This is a genomic window from Agromyces sp. NPDC060279, assembly GCF_042726785.1.
In the GTDB taxonomy this organism is placed as follows: domain Bacteria; phylum Actinomycetota; class Actinomycetes; order Actinomycetales; family Microbacteriaceae; genus Agromyces.
Genome location: NZ_JBHXBK010000001.1, coordinates 1,427,819 through 1,448,130 on the forward strand (window position 1 = coordinate 1,427,819; position 20,312 = coordinate 1,448,130).

Annotated in this window: 21 protein-coding genes; 8 read left to right on the forward strand and 13 right to left on the reverse strand. The window is 73.1% G+C overall.

The features are described 5' to 3' along the window. Position 1: 1 nt before the first annotated feature. Positions 2-421, forward strand: a complete 420-nt coding sequence (locus tag ACFWE1_RS06710) for a CrcB family protein (RefSeq protein ID WP_376932697.1) — start codon at positions 2-4, stop codon at positions 419-421. After that, positions 418-795: a fluoride efflux transporter CrcB gene (gene crcB, locus ACFWE1_RS06715; RefSeq protein WP_376932698.1), complete on the forward strand. Its 378-nt coding sequence runs from the start codon at positions 418-420 to the stop codon at positions 793-795. Before ACFWE1_RS06710 ends, crcB begins: the two co-directional genes overlap by 4 nt. Positions 796-856: 61 nt before the next feature. On the opposite strand, the gene ACFWE1_RS06720 is transcribed toward crcB, so the two are convergent. Next, entirely contained in the window at positions 857-1,492 is a 636-nt protein-coding gene (locus tag ACFWE1_RS06720) for a copper resistance protein CopC (RefSeq protein ID WP_376932699.1), read from the reverse strand. Between the two features lie 75 nt (positions 1,493-1,567). Further along, positions 1,568-2,212, reverse strand: a complete 645-nt coding sequence (locus ACFWE1_RS06725) for a hypothetical protein (protein ID WP_376932700.1) — start codon at positions 2,210-2,212, stop codon at positions 1,568-1,570. Between the two features lie 126 nt (positions 2,213-2,338). Between ACFWE1_RS06725 and ACFWE1_RS06730 the strand changes: the two genes are divergently transcribed. Genes ACFWE1_RS06730 through ACFWE1_RS06740 form a run of 3 tightly spaced genes read left to right on the forward strand, consistent with a single transcriptional unit; the run spans position 2,339 to position 5,755 of the window. Further along, the gene (locus ACFWE1_RS06730; RefSeq protein ID WP_376932701.1) at positions 2,339-4,438 is read left to right on the forward strand and encodes an APC family permease; all 2,100 of its coding nucleotides are present in this window, start codon (positions 2,339-2,341) and stop codon (positions 4,436-4,438) included. A gap of 10 nt (positions 4,439-4,448) precedes the next feature. Next, positions 4,449-4,874 carry a DUF1801 domain-containing protein gene (locus ACFWE1_RS06735; RefSeq protein ID WP_376932702.1) on the forward strand — a complete coding sequence of 142 codons (426 nt, stop codon included), beginning with the start codon at positions 4,449-4,451 and terminating at the stop codon, positions 4,872-4,874. Then, on the forward strand, positions 4,871-5,755 hold the full coding sequence (locus ACFWE1_RS06740; protein ID WP_376932703.1) for a DMT family transporter: 885 nt from the start codon (positions 4,871-4,873) through the stop codon (positions 5,753-5,755). Before ACFWE1_RS06735 ends, ACFWE1_RS06740 begins: the two co-directional genes overlap by 4 nt. 4 nt (positions 5,756-5,759) lie before the next feature. On the opposite strand, the gene ACFWE1_RS06745 is transcribed toward ACFWE1_RS06740, so the two are convergent. Further along, positions 5,760-6,944 (reverse strand): NAD(P)-binding domain-containing protein, encoded by a 1,185-nt coding sequence (locus ACFWE1_RS06745; protein ID WP_376932704.1) that lies wholly within the window; start codon positions 6,942-6,944, stop codon positions 5,760-5,762. Between the two features lie 170 nt (positions 6,945-7,114). Between ACFWE1_RS06745 and ACFWE1_RS06750 the strand changes: the two genes are divergently transcribed. Beyond that, positions 7,115-7,321, forward strand: a complete 207-nt coding sequence (locus tag ACFWE1_RS06750) for a DUF3073 domain-containing protein (protein ID WP_189083317.1) — start codon at positions 7,115-7,117, stop codon at positions 7,319-7,321. 180 nt (positions 7,322-7,501) lie between these two features. Here the strand turns inward: ACFWE1_RS06750 and ACFWE1_RS06755 are convergent, their stop codons facing one another. From ACFWE1_RS06755 to ACFWE1_RS06790, 8 genes are all read right to left on the reverse strand, one after another. Beyond that, positions 7,502-9,151, reverse strand: a complete 1,650-nt coding sequence (locus ACFWE1_RS06755) for an amidohydrolase (protein ID WP_376932705.1) — start codon at positions 9,149-9,151, stop codon at positions 7,502-7,504. Between the two features lie 71 nt (positions 9,152-9,222). Beyond that, positions 9,223-9,702 (reverse strand): DUF3237 domain-containing protein, encoded by a 480-nt coding sequence (locus ACFWE1_RS06760; RefSeq protein WP_376932706.1) that lies wholly within the window; start codon positions 9,700-9,702, stop codon positions 9,223-9,225. 13 nt (positions 9,703-9,715) lie between these two features. After that, positions 9,716-11,398: a nickel ABC transporter ATP-binding protein NikE gene (nikE, locus tag ACFWE1_RS06765; RefSeq protein ID WP_376932707.1), complete on the reverse strand. Its 1,683-nt coding sequence runs from the start codon at positions 11,396-11,398 to the stop codon at positions 9,716-9,718. Further along, on the reverse strand, positions 11,395-12,258 hold the full coding sequence (locus tag ACFWE1_RS06770; protein WP_376932708.1) for an ABC transporter permease: 864 nt from the start codon (positions 12,256-12,258) through the stop codon (positions 11,395-11,397). The genes nikE and ACFWE1_RS06770 overlap by 4 nt, the downstream gene beginning before the upstream one ends. Continuing rightward, positions 12,255-13,208, reverse strand: coding sequence for an ABC transporter permease (locus ACFWE1_RS06775; protein ID WP_376932709.1), 954 nt, complete (start codon positions 13,206-13,208; stop codon positions 12,255-12,257). The genes ACFWE1_RS06770 and ACFWE1_RS06775 overlap by 4 nt, the downstream gene beginning before the upstream one ends. Before the next feature lie 31 nt (positions 13,209-13,239). Next, positions 13,240-14,889 carry an ABC transporter substrate-binding protein gene (locus ACFWE1_RS06780; protein ID WP_376932710.1) on the reverse strand — a complete coding sequence of 550 codons (1,650 nt, stop codon included), beginning with the start codon at positions 14,887-14,889 and terminating at the stop codon, positions 13,240-13,242. A 106-nt stretch (positions 14,890-14,995) separates the two neighbouring features. Beyond that, entirely contained in the window at positions 14,996-15,454 is a 459-nt protein-coding gene (locus ACFWE1_RS06785) for a DUF3237 domain-containing protein (RefSeq protein ID WP_376933075.1), read from the reverse strand. After that, the gene (locus tag ACFWE1_RS06790) at positions 15,454-17,118 is read right to left on the reverse strand and encodes a CocE/NonD family hydrolase (RefSeq protein WP_376932711.1); all 1,665 of its coding nucleotides are present in this window, start codon (positions 17,116-17,118) and stop codon (positions 15,454-15,456) included. The genes ACFWE1_RS06785 and ACFWE1_RS06790 overlap by 1 nt, the downstream gene beginning before the upstream one ends. Before the next feature lie 160 nt (positions 17,119-17,278). On the opposite strand from ACFWE1_RS06790, the gene ACFWE1_RS06795 reads away from it, so the two are divergent. After that, complete coding sequence (locus tag ACFWE1_RS06795; RefSeq protein ID WP_376932712.1) at positions 17,279-17,851, forward strand: TetR/AcrR family transcriptional regulator; 573 nt, start codon at positions 17,279-17,281, stop codon at positions 17,849-17,851. Here the strand turns inward: ACFWE1_RS06795 and ACFWE1_RS06800 are convergent. Further along, on the reverse strand, positions 17,737-18,312 hold the full coding sequence (locus ACFWE1_RS06800) for a MarR family winged helix-turn-helix transcriptional regulator (RefSeq protein ID WP_376932713.1): 576 nt from the start codon (positions 18,310-18,312) through the stop codon (positions 17,737-17,739). The genes ACFWE1_RS06795 and ACFWE1_RS06800 overlap by 115 nt on opposite strands. A 33-nt stretch (positions 18,313-18,345) precedes the next feature. Next, complete coding sequence (locus ACFWE1_RS06805) at positions 18,346-19,671, reverse strand: flavin-dependent oxidoreductase (RefSeq protein WP_376932714.1); 1,326 nt, start codon at positions 19,669-19,671, stop codon at positions 18,346-18,348. A 149-nt stretch (positions 19,672-19,820) separates the two neighbouring features. On the opposite strand from ACFWE1_RS06805, the gene ACFWE1_RS06810 reads away from it, so the two are divergent. Continuing rightward, a complete protein-coding gene (locus ACFWE1_RS06810) occupies positions 19,821-20,306 on the forward strand; it encodes a DUF3237 domain-containing protein (protein ID WP_376932715.1) in 486 nt (161 codons plus the stop codon). Positions 20,307-20,312: the final 6 nt, after the last annotated feature.

Below are 20,312 nucleotides of genomic sequence, written 5' to 3' on the forward strand. Positions count from 1 at the left end.
CGTGCGCAACATCCTCGCGGTCGCCGTGGGCGGACTCCTCGGCACCGGACTGCGCCTCGTCTTCGACCTCGCGTTCCCGCACGCCGATCACGAGTTCCCCCTCGAGACGCTGCTCATCAATCTCCTCGGCGCCTTCGCACTCGGCTGGCTCGCCGGCGGGCTCTGGCGCCGCCCCTCGACGCCCGCCTGGGTGAAGGCGGGCGTCGGCTCGGGCGTGCTCGGCTCCTTCACGACGCTGTCGGCCGTGATGGCCTCGCTCGTCGTGCTCGAGCGCGAGGGCGCGCACCTCACCGCGGCGCTCTACCTCGTGGTCTCCGTGTTCGCCGGCCTCGCGGCCGCGGCCGTCGGGCTCTGGCTCGGCTCGCGGATCGGCCGCCGCCGCATGCCGGACACGATCACCGACTCCGGGGAGACGCTGTGACCACCCTCAGTCCCCTCGTCATCGCGACCGTGCTGATCGCGGGCAGCCTCGGCGCCGTCATCCGCTATCTCCTGTCGCGGCGCTTCCCGGTGCGTCCGGGCCACTTGCCGGGCGGCATCCTGATCGTGAATGTCGTCGGCTCGGCGGTCGCCGGCGTCGCCCTCGGCCTCGCGGAGCGCGCCGCGCTCTCGGCCGACTGGCGGCTCATCATCGTGACCGGCTTCTGCGGCGGGCTCACGACCTTCAGCACCTGGAGCGTCGAGACGATCGAGCTCCTCGACGGGGGGCGCTGGCGGGCCGCCCTCCTCAACGTCTTCGTGACGCTCGTGCTCGGCTTCGCGGCGGCGGGCGCCGGGTACCTGCTCGCCCGCTGACCGCTCGACCCCCATCGAGTTGCCCGACTTTCATGAAAGTCGGGCAACTCGGGGGTGAAGGTCAGGCCTTGGGGTCGTGGCGGCGGGCGCGCGCGAAGACGACGACCGCGGCGGCGAGGGCGGCGACGCCCAGGATGCCGGCGGCGATGCCGGCGATCGCCCAGCCGTCGGGGCCGGCGGATGCCTCGTCGTGCCCGACCTCGGCCGCGTCGTCGTGCCCGTCGCCGCTCGCGGCGGCGTCGTCGTGCGGCGCCTCCTCGGTCCAGGTGCCGGTCGCGCCCGAGCCGACGCCGAAGTCGATCGTGCCGTCGATGACATGCCCGTCGCTCGACACGGCGCGCCAGCGGATCTGGTACTCGCCGGAGAGGTCGGCCGGCAGCGTCGCGGTCACGTCGGGACCGGCGACGACGGCCTCGCCCGAGTCGATCGACTCGCCGTGGTGGTCGACGACCTCGATCGCGGTGCCGACGGGGATGATGTCGTCCGAGAAGGTCAGCTTCACCTCGGCGGGCGAGGCGTCGAGCACCTCACCGGCCGCGGGGCTGGAGGCGATCAGCTCGTCGTGGGCCGAGGCGGACTGGGCGTTCGCGAGCCCGAGCCAGGCGCCCGCGGCGAGCGCGATGGCGCCGAGGGCGAGCAGCCGGCGGCGGGGTGAGGCCGTGGGGGCGGTGGCAACGATGGTGGTGGTGCGGTGCATGGGGAATCCCGTCTTCGTGCGTCCGGGGCGCAGGGGCCCGCGCGGACGCGAGTGGTGGCCGCGATGCGGCCGGGTTCAGGCGAAGGCGGGATGGCGCGGCGGGCCGCGGTGCCGCAGCTGGGCGACGAGCTGGCGGCCGCGCAGGCGCGCGCGGTCGCGGGCGAGCGGTCGCACGAGCGGACCGGCGGGCACGGGGATGGCGGCGAGCGCGGATGCCTCGTCGACCGCCCGCACGAGCACGGCGCGGGCGGCCCGGCGGAGGGCGCGCCAGGCGGCGGCCTCGACGGCGAGCAGGTAGGCGACGGTGGCGAGCCAGGCGAGCACGTGACCGAGGAGCATCGCGGCGTCCGTGTGCCCGTGCCCGACGACGTCCGCGCCTGAGCCGACCGACCCCGTCGCGGCATCCGGCAGCACCGTCACGCTCGGGTGGTGGGCGTCCCCCGAGACCCGGAGCAACGCCCCGGCACCGCCCGCGCCCGCGCCGACGGAGAAGAGCAGGTGGAAGACGAGCTGGCTCGCCGCGGTCGCCAGCACCACGCGGAGGGGCGAACTGCGCCGCCCGACGAGGGCGACCGACACGGCGAGCGCGACGAACGCGGAGAGTGCGAGCCCGGGGCCGCCGGGAGCCTCGCCCGCGGCGGCGCCGTGCGAGAACGCCGCGAGGAACAGGGCCACCGCTGCGGCGGCGGCTCCGCGCGCGAGCTGCGTCGCACGGTTCACGTCTGGGTCCGATCTCGGCGTCTCGACCCGCCCGAATCGGGCGGGCTGCCCGCCGTCCGGCGGGATCGGCCTCCAGGGTAGCAAGCCGACTTGACAGCCGTCGCAACGGGTGTAGTGTCGTCCGCCGTGACGAATGAGGCGGAGGAACCGCCCGCAGAACTGAAGTCGCCGAAGCACTGGATCATCGGCGACCCGCTGCCCACGGAGCGACTCGAGGGGCAGCTGCTCCCGAAGCGCGTGGCGCTGCCCGTGTTCGCGAGCGACGCGCTCTCCTCGGTGGCGTACGCCCCGCAGGAGCTCCTCATGGTGCTCACCGCGGGCGGGCTCGCCTTCCTGGCCTTCGCGCCCTGGGTCGCGGCGGTGGTCGTGCTGCTGCTCGCGACGGTGGCGCTGAGCTACCGGCAGCTGATCCGCGCCTACCCCTCGGGCGGCGGCGACTACGAGGTGGCGCACAAGAACCTCGGCGAGAAGGCCGGGGTGCTCGTGGCCTCCGCACTGCTCGTCGACTACGTGATGACGGTCGTCGTCTCGGTCGCCTCGGGTGTCGACAACATCATCTCCGCGTTCCCCGAGCTGAACCCGTGGCGGGTGGAGCTCGCGGTGCTCTTCGTGGTGCTGCTCGCGGCGGTGAACCTCCGCGGGGTGAGCGAGTCCGGCAAGGCCTTCGCGGTGCCGACCTACCTCTTCGCGGGGAGCGTGCTGCTGCTCATCGGCACGGGGCTCGTGCAGATCCTGATGGGCAATCCGCCCGTCGCGGAGTCCGCGGCGTACCAGGTCGAGGGCGAGCAGCTCGCGCAGGCGGCCTTCGTCCTCCTGCTGCTGCGCTCCTTCGCGAGCGGATGCTCCGCCCTCACCGGTGTCGAGGCGGTCGCGAACGGCGTGCCCGCGTTCCGCCGGCCGAAGGTGCGCAACGCCCAGAAGACGCTGATGCTGATGGCCGGGCTCGCGATCGTGCTCTTCGTCGGCCTCACGACCCTCGCACTCGTCTCGGGCGTGCACTACGCCGAGGACCCGTGCAGCCTGATCGGCTGGGACGAGTGCGCGACCGCGCCGCAGCCGAGCCTCATCGCGCAGATCGCCGCCGCGGTGTTCGGCAACGGCTCGATCCTGTTCTTCGTGATCCAGGCGGCCGCCGCCCTCGTGCTGCTGCTGGCCGCGAACACTGCGTTCAACGGCTTCCCGCTGCTCGGCTCGGTGCTCGCCCGCGACGGCTACGCGCCGAAGTCGCTGTCGACCCGCGGCGACCGGCTGATCTACTCGAACGGCGTCATCATCCTGGCGACGGCGGCCGCGATCATCCTGGTGATCTTCCAGGCCAACCTGACGCTGCTGATCCAGCTGTACATCATCGGCGTGTTCGTGTCGTTCACGCTCGGCCAGTCCGGCATGGTGCGGCACTGGCTCCGGCTGCTGCGCCAGCCCCCTGCGAGTCATCGGAAGCGGGGCCGCCCGGGACCGGCGGCCGACGACGACCGGCCGATGACCCGCGGGGCGATGATCCGTTCGCTGTGCATCAACGCCTTCGGCGCGACCCTCACCGCGGTCGTGCTCATCGTCGTGACGATCACGAAGTTCACGCACGGCGCGTGGATGGTCTTCCTGATGATGCCGATCCTGTTCCTGCTGATGCTCGGCGTGCACCGCTACTACCGCGACGTCGAGCGCGAGATCGAGGTCGACGCGACGACGACGTTCGGCTCGGCGGGCGATCACGCGATCGTGCTCGTCGGGCGTATGCAGAAGCCGACCCTGAAGGCCCTCGACTACGCGATCGCCGCGAAGCACGACAGCCTCGAGGCCGTGCACGTCTCGATCGACGAGGAGCAGACGAAGCAGCTGAAGCGCGACTGGGTGAAGCAGAACATCCACGTGAAGCTGCGCATCCTCGCCTCGCCGTACCGCGACCTCAGCTACCCGCTGATCAAGTACATCAAGCAGCACCGCGAGGAGCACGGCTCCGAGGTCGTGACCGTGTACATGCCGCAGTACATCGTGGGCCACTGGTGGGAGAACATCCTGCACAACCACAAGGCGCGGCGCATCCGGCAGAAGCTCATGCTCGTGCACGGCGTCACCGTCGCCCTCGTGCCGTGGCTGCTCGACTCGAGCGACATGATCTACGGCCGTCGCTCCCGGCCGCTGCCCGGTCAGGACCGCCGCGGCGAGCCGGTGCGCCCGGTGCCCAGGCGCCCCGTCCAGGGCGCCGGCGCGAACCGCCGGCGGTAGGCTCGCGAGCATGACCCTGGATGCCTCGGTGCGCGCCTTCCTCGACGGGGTGACGCACCCCGTGCGGCGCCGCGACGCGGAGACCCTGCTGGCGCTGATGTCGCGCGTCACGGGCGAGCCCGCGCGGATGTGGGGGCCGTCGATCGTCGCGTTCGGGGAGTACCACTACCGCTATCCGAGCGGCCGCGAGGGCGATGCGCCCGCGGCCGCGTTCTCGCCGCGGAAGCCCGCGACGACCGTCTACCTCGCCGACGGCGTCGCCGCGTACGAGGCGGAGCTCGCCGCGCTCGGACCGCACACCACCGGCGTCGGATGCCTCTACCTGAAAGACCTGGAGCAGCTCGACCTGGCGGTGCTCGAGCGCGTCGTCGCGGCCTCGTACGCGGTGGTCACGGCGGGCGACTTCGGCGGCCTGGCCCGCGACGGCGGCGCGTGACCGCGAGGCCTGCGGCGCGCGGCGGGGCCGTCGCCGCGACGTCCCTCGTCGTGCTCGGGCTCGCCTGCCAGGAGGTCGGCGCGGCGATCGCCGTCATCCTCTTCCCGACCGTCGGACCACTCGGCATGGTGAGCCTCCGCCTGGTGTTCTCCGCCGTCATCCTGCTCGCGATCGCCCGGCCGCGACTGCGCGGCCGCAGCGGCGCCGACTGGCTGACGGTCGCCGGCTTCGGGCTCGTGCTCGCGCTCATGAACGCGCTGTTCTACCTCTCGCTGGAGCGGATCCCGCTCGGCGCGGCCGTGACGATCGAGGTGCTCGGGCCGCTCGCCCTCTCGGTGATCACTGGGCGGCGCGCCTCCTCGTGGCTGTGGGCGGGGCTCGCCGCGGTCGGGGTCGTGCTGCTCGGCCAGGGCAGCTTCGGCCACCTCGACCCGATCGGCGTCGTCTTCGCGGCCGGGGCCGGGGCGACGTGGGCGGGGTACATCCTGCTGTCGGCGCGCACGGGGCAGCGCTTCCCGCGCTTCGAGGGACTCGCGCTGGCGATGGCGGTCGGCGCCGTCGCGGTGCTGCCGTTCGGCATCGCGAGCTCGGGCGCGGTGCTGCTGCGTCCGGAGGTGCTCGGGCTCGGTGCGGCGGTCGCGATCCTCTCCTCCACCATCCCCTACGCGCTGGAGCTGATCGCGCTGCGCCGGCTCCGCGCGGGGGCGTTCGCGGTGCTGATGAGCCTGGCCCCGGCGATCGCGACGCTCACCGGGCTGGTGCTGCTCGGCCAGCACTTCACCTGGGTCGGCGGACTCGCCGTCGCGCTCGTGATCGCGGCCTCCGTCGGCGCGGTGCGCCAGTCGCAGGCCCCGCCCGCGCCGCCCGCACCGGCGGGCTGAGCGGTTACAGCATCGCCATGATCTGCCGGGCGATCATGCGCCCGGCGCGGTTCGCCCCGATCGTGGAGGCCTGCGGCCCGTAGCCGGCGAGGAACACCCGTGGGTCGCCCCACGACGCGCCCTGGCCGACCGTGACGCCGCCGGCCTTCTCACGCAGCTTCAGCGGCGCGAGGTGGCGGAGCTCGGGCCGGAAGCCCGTCGCCCAGATGATGACGTCGGCCCGCGCCTCGGTGCCGTCGTCCCACACCACCCGGTCCTCCTCGATGCGGTCGAACATGGGCTTCGCGACGAGCAGCCCGCGCTCGATCCCCGCGGCGATGCGGCGGTTCTTCGGCACGCCCGTGCCGCTCACGATCGAGGGCAGCGCCCGCCCGGAGCGCGCCGCCTCGTCCTGCGCGGCGACGGCGGCCGAGGCGCCCTCGAGGTCGAGCTCCTGGCGGTCGAGCCAGTCGATCGGACGGCGGGAGACCCAGGTCAGGGATGCCGCGACGTCTTCGAGCTCGAGCATGAAGCCGATGGCCGAGGTGCCGCCGCCGACGACCACGACGTGCTGGTCGCGCAGCGACTCGGCGTCGGTGAAGTCGGAGGTGTGCAGGTGCCGGCCGCGGAAGTCGGTCATGCCCGGGTAGTAGGGCACGAACGGCGAGCCCCAGGTGCCGGTCGCGTTGACGAGGATCTGCGTGTCGAGCGTGCCGCCGGGCTGCGCGGGGGGCGTCGGCACGGCGAACGTCTTGCGGCGACGGCCGAAGAAGCCGCGCACCTGCTGCTCCTCGGGGGCGGGCGCCGGTTCGTCGGGAGTACGCAGGTCGCGGTAGGCGATGCGCAGGTCGGCGCCCTCGTTCGAGACGCGGCGCACCTCGATGGGCCGGTGCACGCGCAGCTCGTAGTGCTTCTCGAAGCGGCCGTAGTAGTCGGCGACGATCTCGCGGGCGGGCTGCGTGCGATCGGCGGTCTCGAAGCTGAGCCCCATCTCGGCCATGCCGGGCAGGTCGTTGACTTTGTGGGCGGTGCCGAGCTTCAGCGACGACCAGCGGTGCTGCCAGGCGCCGCCGGGGCCCGGAGCACGGTCGAGCACGACGAAGTCCTCGTCGGCGACGAGCTCGAACCGGCGCAGGTAGTACGCCACCGAGAGCCCCGCCTGCCCCGCGCCGACGACCGCGACTTTGACGCGGGCGGGCAGGGAAGACATCACCCCTCCATCTCAGCATGAATCCGACCGCGAGTGCAGCAGCATCAGGGGGTTCGCAGCCGAGAAGGCGAGCGTTCGTCGGTGCTAAACTTACGGCACGAACTATTTCCGCCAAGAACGAGCCGGGCGAAGCACATTCCGCCCGGCCAGAAGCCGTAAGGGGGTCACGCATGGGGCGCGGCCGTCAGAAAGCCAAGCACACCAAGGTCGCACGGGAGCTGAAGTACTTCAGCCCCGACACCGACTACAACGCGCTTGAGCGCGAGCTCGCGGGCTCGGACGATGACAAGTACGAAGACGATCTGTCGAAGTGGTCGGAGTATGCCGACGACGGCAGTGACCACTACGTCCCCGGCGACGGCTCCCAGCGGGCCTGAGACCGGTTCCCTCGCGACGCGCGGCTGACGTTCCGACGCTCGGCTGACACCCCGGCATCGCCGGGGTCTTCTGCGTGCGCGGGCGCTACCCCTGTCCTTCCGACTTGCCCGACTTTCATGAAAGTTGGGCAAGTCGGAAAAGGGAGAGGCGGCCCTCTGCCCGGCGCGCGGCGGCGGCGATCAGCGCTGGAAGCGCACCACTCCCGCGACGACCGTGACGGCCGTCTGCACGGACACGAGGGCGGCCGGCGGCAGCTCGAAGGGGTCGGCGCTCGCGACGGCGAGGTCGGCGCGTTCGCCGACCCGGATCCGCCCCGGACGCCGGAGCACGAGCTCGGTCGAGCCGGCGGTGTACGCGGCGAGCGCCTGCTCGAGGCTCAGCGCCTGGTGCTCCGCGTCGAGGGTCGGCGGCGTCCCGCCTGCCGGGAGCGGCGACGCCTCGGCTCCGGGCGGCAGCGGCAGCCAGCGGTTCACCGCGACATGGATGGCGAGCCAGGGCTCGGCCGGGGAGACCGGCCAGTCCGAACCCATCGCGAGCTCGGCGCCGCTCTCCGCGATGCTCCGGAATGGGTACCCGGCCTGCATCCGCGCCTCCCCGATCATGGCGACCACGGCCGGATCGGGCGCCGCCCACAGCCCCTGGATGTTCGCCGTCACGCCGAGCGGCCCGAAGCGGGCGGCATCCTCCGGGCGCACCATCGAGAGGTGCGCGATGTGGTGCCGCGGCCCCGTGCCGTTCTCGGCGCGGGCCGCCTCGATCGCGTCGAGCGCGACCCGGACGCCCCGGTCGCCCATGATGTGCAGGTGCAGCGCGAATCCGGCCGCGTCGAGCTGGGCGACGAGGGCGCGGATCGCGGCCTCGTCGAAGTGCAGCTCGCCGGCGAAGCCGTCGCCGTGACTGCAGTAGGGCTCGAGCAGGGCGGCGGTCTCGCCGTGCGGCACGCCGTCGATCATCGCCTTCGCCGTGGACGTGTCGAAGCCGGCGGCGGCGTTCCGCTCGCGCAGCTCCACGAAGCGGGCGACGAGGGCGGGCACGTCCGCCTCGCCGAGTCCGGGCGCGATCCACAGGGCGCCGGATGCCTCGCTGCGCAGGCTGCCGTCGGCGATGCCGCGGAGGTACGCGGGCGTCGCGTCGGCCTTGCCGTTGTACTCGCCGAGGATCGCCTCGTGCCAGCCGGTGACGCCGAGCGACCAGAGGTACTCCTCGGCGTTGCGGAGTCCCGCGGACATCTCCTGCTCGGTGGCGGGCGGCACGACCCGGCCGACGAGCTCGGCGGCCGTCTCGTTCAGGTACCCGGTCGGGACGCCGTGCTCGTCGCGGTGGATGTGCCCGTTGCGCGGCTCGGGGGTGTCCGCGTCGACGCCCGCGAGCTCGAGCGCCCGCGAGTTGACCCAGAGGGTGTGATGCCCGGCGTCGCTCAGCGCGACCGGCCGGTCGGGCACGATCCGGTCGAGCTCCTGCCGCGTCGGCGCGGGGAAGAGCTCGTGGCTCCATCCGCCTCCGGTGACCCATTCCCCGTCGCTGCGCGCCGCGCCGGCACGGATCAGCTCGTAGGTCTCCTCGACGGTGACGGCCGGCGTGAGGTCGATGCTGAGCCGCTCGACCCCGGCGAAGACGGCGTGGGCGTGGGCGTCGACGAAGCCGGGGTGGATGAGCCCGCCGGCGGCGTCGACGACGGTGGTGGCGTCGTCGCGCAGGGCGAGCACCTCGGCGTCCGAGCCGACGCGGAGGATGCGGCCGTCGCGGACGGCGACGGCGGTGCTCGCGGTGCGCAGGCGACCGTCGAACACCCGGCCGTTCACGATGAGGAGCTCGGCGGAGTCGGTCATGGTCGTTCCATTCTGCTGGCCGGCCGGATCGGCCGGTCGGGGGCGTGCTGAGGTGGGGGCGCTCGGCTGGGTCAGACCAGGCGGAAGACGCGGATGACGACCTGCCCGGGTGCGGGGCGCGCGTAGCCGACGAACTGCGATTCGCCGAGCCATCCGAGCTCGGGGTGCTCGGTGCGGAACCGGAACGCGGTGCGGTAGTAGAGCTCGCGCTCGTCGACGTGCTCGCCGGCGAGGAGGCGCGCGTAGCCCGCCTCGTCGATGCGCCAGACGCCGCGATTCACGACCTCGACGCCGGCGGTGCCGCCCGTCACCTCCGCCTCGATGACGTAGCGGGCGTCGAGCTCGACGGTGAGGCCGCGGGCGGTCCACCAGTCCCCGCCGCTGTTCAGCACGCGCCCACGCAGCCTGGGGCCGTCGAAGTCACCGCCCGAGACCCGGGCGAAGTGCAGGCCCTCGCCGGGCTCGGCGCCGCCGAGCGGGATCGCCTCGTCGACGAGGCAGCGCAGCTCGAAGCAGTACTCGAAGGCGGGTTCCATCAGAGGTGCTGGCATGGGGTCCTTCCGTTCAGCCGGGGATCACGGTACTGCGGGTCACGGTGGCGAGGGAGCCGGTGCGGCCGAGGCGGCGTCGGCGCGGCGTCCAGCCTTCGCGCGGGATCGAGTCGAGGAGGAGCCGGGTGTACTCCGCCTGCGGCGCATCGAGGATGGCTTCGGCGGTCCCGTGCTCCTCGATCCGCCCCTGGCGCATCACCACGACCTGGTCGCAGAGCCGGCGGATGACCGTGAGGTCGTGCGTGATCATCAGGAGCGCGAGGCCGGTCTCCCGGCGGATCGTGTCGAGCAGGGTGAGGATCTCCACCTGCGTCGTGACGTCGAGCGCGGACACGGCCTCGTCGAGCACGAGCAGCTCGGGGTCGGCGGCGAGGGCGCGGGCGATCGCGACCCGCTGCCGCTGGCCGCCCGAGAGCGAGCGCGGCCGCTGGCCGAGCAGGGCCGGGTCGAGCCGCACCTGGCTCATGAGCTCGGCAATGCGCGCGTCGAGCTCGGCCCGCTCCACCCGTGGCCGGTGCACCCGGACCGCCTCGCGGAGGCACTGCCCAACGGTCTGGCGCCGGTCGAGCGACTGGTAGGGGTCCTGGAAGACCATCTGGGCCAGCTTCGCGCGATGCCGGCGCCCGCGGCTGCCGCGGGCTGGTCGGCTCCAGTCCTCCCCCGCCACCTCGATGCGGCCGGCGTCGGCCGTCTCCAGGCCGAGCAGGATGCGGGCGGCGGTGGTCTTGCCCGAGCCCGACTCCCCGACGATGCCGAGCGAGCCGCCCCGCGCGAGTTCCATGGACACGTCGTCGACCGCGACGAGGGTGTCGGCCCGGCCGCGGGCGTCGCGGAGCCGGTAGCTCTTGCGGATGCCCTCGAGCCGCAGAATCGGCGGTGCGGAGGCCCCGGCCTCCGCGACGATCGGCGGCGCCTCGTCGAGCGCGGCCGCCATCAGCGTCCGCGTGTACGCCTGCGTCGCGTCGCGGCGCATGGTGGCGGCCGGCAGCGTCTCGACGATGCGGCCGTGCTGCATGACGTTGACCCGGTCGCAGACCGCGCCGGCGAGGGCGAGATCGTGGGTGATGAACAGCAGCGAGAGCTCGCGGCGCTCGCGCAGCTCGGCGAGCACCGCCATGACCTCCTCCTGGGTGGTCACGTCGAGCGCGGTGGTGATCTCGTCGGCCAGCAGGATCTCGGGGTCCATGGCGAGCGCGGCGGCGATCATGACCCGTTGCAGCAGCCCGCCGGACAGCTCGCCGGGGTGCTGCCGCATCCGACGGTCCGGATCGGTGATGCCGACCTCGTCGAGCAGCGCGCGGGCGCGCCGCCCGGCGTCGGCGGGGCTCGCCCCCGCGACGTGCACGAGCGCCTCGGTGAGGAAGTCGCCGATCGTGCGCAACGGGTTCAGGTGCGCACGCGGCGTCTGGAAGACCATCCCGATGCGTCTGGCGCGGAGCTCCCGGACCGCGCGCCGGCCGAGGCCGGCGAGCTCCTGCCCGTCGACGCGGATGGCGCCGCGGGTCGTGAAGCCGTCCGGCAGCAGCCCCGCCACCGCTCGCACGGTGAGCGTCTTGCCCGAGCCCGACTCGCCGACGAGCCCGACGGCCTCGCCGCGTCCCACGCTCAGGGTGGAGTCGAACACGAGTTGACGGGGCCCGTCGGCGCCGGGGGCGAAGACGTCGAGTCCGGAGATCTCGAGGATGGGGTGGGTCATCGTTCCTTCTCCTCGGCCCAGAGGGTGACGCGCGCGCCGATGATGCCGACGGCGAGCACGGTGATCACGACGAAGACCGCCGGGAAGACGGACTGCTCGGGTGCCCCGGCGAGGATGCCGGCCTGCCCGCTCGCGATCATCGACCCCCAGTCCGGCGCCGGCGGCTGCTGCCCGAGCCCGAGGAAGGAGATCGCCGCGAGGTCGAGCATCGCGTAGCCGAAGCCGACCGCCATCTGCGCCGCGACGACGGGGATCATCGCCGGCACCAGGTGCCGGAAGCAGATCGCGAGGCTCGACACGCCCTGCACCCGCAGCGCGGCGAGGTACGGCTTGCCGAGCTCGCGCGCGGCGGCCGTCTGCGTGAGCCGGGCCACGACGGGGATGTACGCGATCGACAGCGCCACGACGGGGGCGACGAGCCCCTTGCCGAACATCGCGACCGCGAGCACGGCGATGACGAGGCCGGGGATCGCGAAGATCACGTCGACGACGCGGGCGACGACGCCGCTGACCCAGCCGCCGAACCACGCGGCGGTGAGCGCGAGCCCGAGGCCGAGCACGGTGGACAGCAGCACGACGACGATGGGCGCGAACACGCTCGCCCCGGCTCCCACGAGCACGCGGGAGAGGATGTCGCGGCCGACGTCGTCCGTGCCGAAGGGGTGGGCGAGGCTCGACGCGCCGTTCACCGGGCCGACGTAGAGCGCGCTCGCGTCGTACGGCGCGATCCACGGGCCGAGCAGCGCGGCGAGGGCGATGATCCCGAACACCACGAGGGCGCCGCGGAACAGCCAGTCCCGCCGGGCCGCCCGCTTGGCGACGGTCGGCACCGCCCCGCCGGCGATCTGTGCGACGCTCATGCCGCCTTCCCTCCTGCCACGCTCGTCGGGTCGATGAGGGCGCTGCAGAGGTCGGCGATCGCGTTCAGCACCACGAAGATGGTGACGAGCAGGAGCGAGACGATCTGCACCACCGGCAGATCGGCTCTGGCCGCCGCCTGCACCAGCAGCGAGCCGATGCCGCCGAGCCCGAAGGCGACCTCGGCGATCGCCGACGCCGCGAAGAGTCCCGCGATCGTCGTGCCGGAGATCGCGAGGATCTGCGGGGCGGCGTTGCGGAACACGTGCACCCGGAAGATGCGCGAACGCGGGATGCCGCGGACCCGCGCCGTCTCGACGTGCTCCGAGTGCACCTGGGCGACGAGGGCGCTGCGGGTGACCCGGCTGAGGTACGCGATGAACAGCACCGCGAGCGAGACCGCCGGCAGCACGAGGTGCCAGAGCCGGTCCCAGCCGCCCCCGCCCTCGCCGTAGACGGGGAACCAGCCGAGGGTCTTCGCGAAGATCCAGATCAGCAGGATGGCGACGACGAAGGTCGGCAGCGCCATCCCGAGCGAGGTGAGCACGGCGACCGTGCGGTCGACGGCCCCGCCGCGGAGCGCCGCGACCACGCCGGAGCCGACCCCGAACACCAGGATGATGAGCACGGTGAGCAGCACGAGCTGCAGGGTGAGCCCGAAACGCGGCGCGAGCAGCGTCATCACCTCCGTCTTGTAGACGAAGGAGCGCCCGAAGTCGCCCTGGACCGCGCTCGTGAGCCACTGCCAGTACCGCGACCACAGCGGGTCGTCGAGGTGGTAGGCGGCCCGGATCTGTTCGATGAGCTCGGGCGTCGGCTTCGCGCCGCCCGCCAGCGCCGCGATCGGGTCGCCGGTGAGGAGCACCGCCGAGTAGATCACGACGCTGGCGAGGAAGAGCGTCAGCAGCATCCCGCCGAGCCTCGCGAGCACCGTCCTGGTGAGTGGGGGCACCGTCGTCGTCCTCCGTCTGCCGGTCGTCCGGCTACTTGCCGCCGAGGTGCAGCGCCCAGGGGCTGCTGTACGCCGCCACCGAGGTGGTGACGCCGCTCAGTTCGGAGTTCAGGTAGGTGAGCTGGTACGTGCCGGCGAGCGTGACCTGCAGCTGCTGCGGCGCGAAGATCTCCTGGGCCGCGACGAACTCGCTCGCCGCCGTCCGCGGGTCGCTCGCGTTGCGGGCCGCCATCAGGTGCGCGGTGACGTCGGGGTCGTCGTACTCGCTCCAGTTGAAGACCCCGCCCATCGCGGGCGGCAGCAGGAACAGCGAGGGGTAGCCGAGCACGCCGGGCGTTTCGAGGTAGCCCTGGGTGGCGACGAAGTCGATGCCCGCGCGCTTCGAGGGATCGTAGAAGAGCGCGCCGAAGTCGGAGGCCTGCAGTTCGTCGATCTCGAGTCGGAGGCCGATCTCCTTGCCCGCGGCCTGCATGATCGCGGCGGTCTGCGCGAACTCCTTCGCCCCGGCCGGCACCGCCACCACGAGCGGCACGCTGAGGTCCTCACCGCTCTCGGCGACGAGCTGCTTCGCCGCCTCGAGGTCGACGGTCGGCTCGGCGAGCGCGTCGTAGCCGGCCTGGTAGACGTCGGCGGCCTCCATCGACTGGAAGGAGAACTCGGGCACGAGCGTCTTCTGCACGTAGCCGAGCCCGTTGACGACGGTGTCGAGGTACTGCTGCCGGTCGATCGCGAGGCTCAGCGCCTGCCGGATCTTCGGGTTCGCCGCCGCGCTCGTCGGCGAGACGGGCCCGAAGCTGTAGGAGGCGGTTGAGTGTCCGACGGTCAGCGTGCCGGCGCCGTCGCCCTCGAAGACCGCGCGGGAGCTCGGCGCGACGTTGATCGCGCCGTCGATCTCGCCCTGGGTGAGCGCCGTGGCGAGCGTCGAGCCGTCGTTCACGAAGGTGTACGTGAGCTGCTCGACGAGCGGGGCGCCGCCCCAGTACTCCTTGTTCGCGGTCGTCACGATCTCCGAGCCCGGCTTCCAGCCGCCCTCGGCGAGCTCGAACGGGCCCGTGCACATGAGCCCGCCGTCCGGGGTACCGACGGCCGGCCCCGCCGCCTCGCCGAAAGCTCTCTGCATGACCGCGCCGCCCTGCCCGGCGAGCGCGTCGCGGAAGGTGGAGTCCGGCGCGACGAAGTGCACGGTCACCTCGAGCGGCCCCGTGGCGACGATCCCGGTCGCCGGATCGGGGTCGACCAGGGCGAAGGCGCCGTACCACTGCGAGGCGGGGTCGGTGCTCTGCTGCAGGCTGTAGACCACGTCGTCGGCGGTCAGCGGGCTGCCGTCCCAGAAGGTCACGTCGTCGCGGAGGGTGATCACGAAGGTCACCGGGTCGACGAACTCGGCGCGCTCGGCGACGCCCGGCTCGACCGAGAAGTCGGGCTGCAGCGAGAGCAGGTTGTCGCAGAGGTTCGGGATGATGAGGTTCGCCGAGGCGGCCGGGTTCAACGTGGCCGGCTCACCCTCGACGATGGCCCAGGTGACCTCGTCGACGGGCTGCGTGCCGGCCGGCTGGGCGTCGACGAGGGTGAGCTCGGCGCTGGCGCCGTCGGCGTCGCCGCCGGTGCGGGGTCCGCAGGCGGTGAGGGCCAGCATCGCGGCGCAGGCGACGGCGCCCGCCGCGAGTCCAGTTCGCTTCATGAGAGTTCCGTTCGGTCCTGGCGGTCCGGCCGGATCCGGTGGATCCGCCGGGCCGTGGATGGATGGGGGAAGGGATGGTGCCGGTGGCGGCGATCCGCGCGGCTGCTCAGCGGAGCAGGAAGACGCGGATGCACACCTGGCCGCCCTCGTCACGGGCGAGCCCGACGAACTGGTGCTCGGCCAGCCATCGGTGCTGCGGTGCGTCGGTCTGGAAGACCGGCGCGGTGCGGAAGTACAGTCCCGGTTCGGTCTCCGGCACGTCCTCGCCGGCGTCCATGCGGGCGAGGACGTCGGGGCTCGCCCGGAAGTAGCCGCGGTTCAGGATGTCGATGACGGCGCCGTCTGCGGCGCGGATGAGGTAGCGCGCCTCGAGCTGCGCGGTGCCGAAGCGCTCGACCGCCCAGTCGCCGCCCCCGCCGAGCACTTCGCCCTGCAGCCGGGGGCCGTCGACGCTGCCGCCGGAGACGGGCGTGAACGACAGCCGTTCCTCCGGCCCGCGGCCGATGTGGAAGTCGGGATCGATCGTCGCCTTGATCTCGAAGACGTACTCGAGCACGGGGTCCATCACGGCAGTGCTCCTTCCAGCACGGTGAGCGTGAGCGCGAGACCGTCGGCGCCGCCCACGCGCGTGCGCTGGGTGGTGATCCGCGTCTCGCCCCAGGTCCAGGGGTCGGCCCCGGTGCCGGTCTGCGGCAGGAACTCGGGGTAGTCGCTGCTCGAGACGTGGATGCGGAGCCGGTGGCCGGCGCGCACGCGGTAGCCGAGCTGGCCGAGGTCGATCTCGAGCGTGTGCGGCGTGCCGGCGTCGAGCAGCTGCAGCTGCCCGCGGGCGATGCGGAGGGCCGACCCGTCGGGGGCGACGTCGAGCAGCCGCACGAAGCAGTCCGCCACGGGCCCGTCCGAGCTGAGCTCGAGCCGCGCCGTCGCGGGGCCGGCGAGGTCGACGTCGGCCGTCAGCACGGCCGAGTCGAAGCGCAGCACGTCGTCCCGCTCGCCGATGGGCGCCTCGTCGGGCAGCGTGAGCAGGAACGAGAAGGCGTCCGGCGCGCTCGACGGCACGAGGTCCGCCGGGTCGTGCCGCCACTCGAGCGTCGCCTCGGGACCGGCGTGCTCGGCGAGCGCCCCGTCGGCCGTGGCGTAGCGCGTCACGGTGCGTACCCCGGCGGGCGGCCAGGTGGCGGACTCGCGCTGCTCCTCGGTGCCGGCGAGGTTCCAGCTCACCCGCGGCAACTCGCCCGCCCGGCCGTTGCCGCGCACGAAGACCTCGAAGAAGTCGAGCGCGGGGTCGAGCGTGCGCGGCAGGAGCGCCCGGATCTGCGCGTCGCTGCGCTCGGCGACCCGGTCGCCGTCGGCCTCGAGCAGTTGGTAGCTCTCGTGGTCGATCGCCTCGATGCGCAGGTAGTGGTGGGCCTCCCAGTTCGGGCGTTCGGCGATGGCCGCGACGTCGGCCCAGGACAGCGGTGCGCAGTTGTCCCACCAGCCGATCGTGTGCAGCACGGGCACCGAGCGGCCGGCGAACGGGTCGCCCTGCGGGAAGCGGGGCAGCAGCACGGGGTTCGGGTACCACTGGTCGTAGGAGAGCCCGCGCTGCCCGAGCTGGGCGATGACCTCCTCGGCCTGGGCGGCGAAGTCGCGCCTCGACCAGTCGGGCTCCCAGTGCAGGGCGTCGTTCTCGAAGAACTGGGTGAGCGGGTAGAGGTAGGTGATGCCCCACTCGACGCGGCGCACGCGTTCGGCGGCCGTGCGGCGGACGGGCTCGCCGAGCTGGGTGCCTGTGACCCGCGGCGCGATCGCCTTGAGCGCGGGGTGGCCGCTCGCGGCGGCGGCCCACTGCGTGTAGCCGTAGTAGCTGTCGCCCCACATGGCGACGCGGCCGTTGGACCACGCCTGCCGGGTGATCCACTCGAGGGTGTCGTAGCCGTCGTCGGCCTCGTTCACGAAGAGCAGTGCGTCGCCCTCGGAGCGGAACTTGCCGCGCACGTCCTGCGCGACGACCCGGTAGCCGCGCCGGGTGAAGTACTCGGCGATGAGCGGGATGAAGCAGTAGACGCCCGACTTGTCGTACGGCAGCCGGATGAGGATGGTGTCGCCGGGGCTCGCGTCGGCCGCCTCGGGGGCGCCGGGCAGGTAGACGTCGGCGGCGAGCCGCACGCCGTCGCGCATGCGGATCCGGGCCGGGGTCGAGAGCGGGCTCTCGGGCGCCGGGGGGATGCGCAGGATGTCGGGCATGTCGCTCCTTCGGGACGTCGCGCCGGTGTTCGGCGCGGGTGACGGTCACGCTACGTCCGTCATCCATAGTTAGTCAAGTCCGACTAGACTAAAATTTACCGGGCCGTTACACTCGAGCTGCAGCCGCCCCGGTCGGCGCCGCAGGAGAGGAGATGCGTCGTTGGCACGCCCATCCGTCGCCGCCGAGCGCCGCGAGCAGATCATCGAAGCGACGATGAACACCATCGCCGAGCACGGCATCCACGGCACCACCCTCGACCGCATCGCCGACGCCGCGGGCATGTCCCGCGGGCACGTGCGGCACTTCGTCGGCAACCGCGACCGACTGCTGCACGACACGGCCGTCGCCGTCTTCGCCGACCAGAGCGGCGAGGTGGGCTCGATACTGCCTGCCGGCATCGACGGCATCGAGGCCGCGCTCGACTACCTCTTCGGGCCGGTCTTCAACGCCCCCGACCGCGAGAACGCCGTCGTGCTCGGGCTCGTCGAGCTCTCCCGGGTGACGCCCGAGATCGCCGAAGTGCTGACGACCGCGTACACCGCGACCCGGCTGCAACTGGCCGAACTCGTCGCCGCGGCGCATCCGCACGCCGACGAGAACGCGTGCGTCACCGCCGCCTACGGCGTGCTGACCTGTGCGCTCGGCTCCGTCTTCCTCGGCGACTTCGACGACGACCCCTCGCGGATGACGCGCTCCCGCGCCGCCGCCGAGGCCCTGCTCGCCTCGCTCTGAGCCTCGACGAGCTCGCGCAGCCGCTCGAGCACCGGAACCGCGGCGACCAGAGCGCGGCGCTCGTCGCCGCCGAGCCCCGCCGCTGCCTCGGCCACGAGCTCCCCGCTCGCGCGGTCGAAGCGTTCGAGCAGGTCGAGCGCGCGCTCGGTCGCCCGCACCGCGACCCGGCGGCCGTCGCTGCCGCTCGTGGCCCGCTCGACGAGCCCGGACTGCTCCAGCAGCTTCAGCAGATTGCTGACGGTGGAGCGCCCGAGCCCGAGCTCAGCGGCGAGCTCGCCCGGCGACTTCTGCACGCCACGGGGCACGGCCCGCAGCAGCTCGATCTGAGCGTCGGGGATGTCAGGGAGCTCCGCCGCGGCGCGCGCGCCCTTGAGCAGCGCGCGCCGCAGCGGCGAGACGACGAGGTTCAACCGGGCCAGCTCGGCCGAGCCATCCGCCGATCCCGCGCGCACTACTGCCATGCCCTCAGTGTGCCAGCCCCGCGAGCGACCCGATCACGGTTCGACGCTCGCCGGCGTGAGCGAGGCGCGCTCGCTCAGCGCGGCGGGGTGGAAGCCGGCGGCGCGCTTGTACGCGTCGGCGATCTCGCGCAACTCCGCCTCGGGGATGACGTCATGGATGTCGGCGAAGCCCTGCGGTGCGCGCTCGTAGGCGAGCTGCATGACCTTCTCGGGCCCGAGCTGCCGGGTCATCGCGAGCAGCGCCGCGGTCGCCGGACGGCGGTCGGCCTCGTAGGCGTCGAGCGCCGCCCGCACCGCCGCCGCGGTCTCGGCGGCCCCCGCGGACCCGCCGAGCCCCCGCACCGCGCCGGCGAGGTGGAACGCGAGCGTGCGGGCGTCGAGGATGGCCTGGGAGGAGCCGTTCGAACCGTTCGGGTACATGGCGTGCGCGGCGTCGCCGAGCAGGGTCGAGCTCCCCGCGCGCCAGTGCGGCAGGGGCTCGCGGTCGACCATGGGGTACTCGAGGATCTCGTCGGCCGCGGCGATGGTGGCCGGCACGTCGAGCCAGTCGAAGCGCCACTCGGCGAAGCGCTCGACGATGGGCGCCGGGTCGATCGGCAGGTTCCAGTCGGCGAGCTCGCTCGCGCCCTCGGGCGCCCGCCGCTCGGCGATGAAGTTCACCCGGGTCATCCCCGGCTCGCCGGTCTCGCCGGTCTCGCCGCCCTCGCCGGCGAGCGGGTAGGCGACGAACTTCTGCTCGCCGTCGCCCGCCATGATCATCGTGCGCCCGTCGAGGTACGTGGGGATCGTCGCGGTGCCGCGCCAGAGGATGAGGCCGTTCCAGACGGGCGCGCCGTCGTCGGGGTGCTCCTGGTCGCGGAGCGCGGAGTGGATGCCGTCGGCGCCGATGACGAGCTCGGCCTCGACCTCGTCGGCGGTGCCGTCGGGCCGCTCGAAGCGCGCGCGCTCGACGTGCTCGCCGTGCTCGACCGAGACCAGCCGGTGGCCGGTGCGGATGGCGCCCGGCCCGAGCCGGCGGGCGACCTCGGCGGCGAGCAGCAGCTGGAACTCGCCGCGGTGCACCGAGAGCTGCGGCCAGGCGTAGCCGGCCTCGAGCCCGCGCGGCTCCGACCAGATCAGCTGCCCGAGGCGGTTGAAGTACGAGAGCCGGCTGGGCGGCACGCCGAGGTCGGCGACCGCGTCGCCGAGCCCGAGCTCCGTGAGCTCGCGCACGGCGTGGGGCAGCAGGTTGATGCCGACGCCGAGGGGTCGCAGCTCCGCGGCCCGTTCGTACACCGCGATGTCGCGGAATCCTGCCTGGTGCAGGCTCAGGGCGGCGACGAGCCCCCCGATCCCGGCACCCGCGATGACGATCTTCATCGTGTCCTCCTCGTCAGATGAACGTCCGAGCAGACAGTTTTGTCACAAAATTACCTTGCGTCAATCCTCTCGCCAGATTATTTTGTGACAAAACGATCTCGGCGTCGGGCCCGCGACCGCGGCGGCGCCCAGCAGAGACAGGATGCCCCGTGCTCGACACCCTCCCCGCGCCCCGCCTCGATGCCGTCTTCGACGTCACGGTCGCCCTCGGCCCGCTCGCCGACCACGGCGCGACCCGGGCGGGGCGCCGTCGCGTCATCCCGATCCTCGGCGGTTCGCTCCAGGGCATCGGCGCCTTCGCCGGGCTCGGCGGCGCCGAGATCGAGCCGGGCGGAGCCGACTGGCAGCTCGTCCGACCCGACGGCGCGATCGAGATCGACACCCGCTACACCGCCCGCACGCCGCAGGGCGAGCGGATCTACCTGCAGACCCGGGGCCTGCGAACCGGGCCGCCGGCCGTGCTCGCCGCCCTCGCCCGCGGCGAGAGCGTCGACCCCCGCGACTACGCCTTCCGCATCACGGTGCACTTCGAGACCTCGGCCCCGCGGCTCGCCGCGCTCGAGCAAAGCGTGTTCCTCGCCTCGGCGGCCCGCAGCGCGGACGCCGTGCACCACCGCGTCTACCGAGTCGGCTGAGGCCCC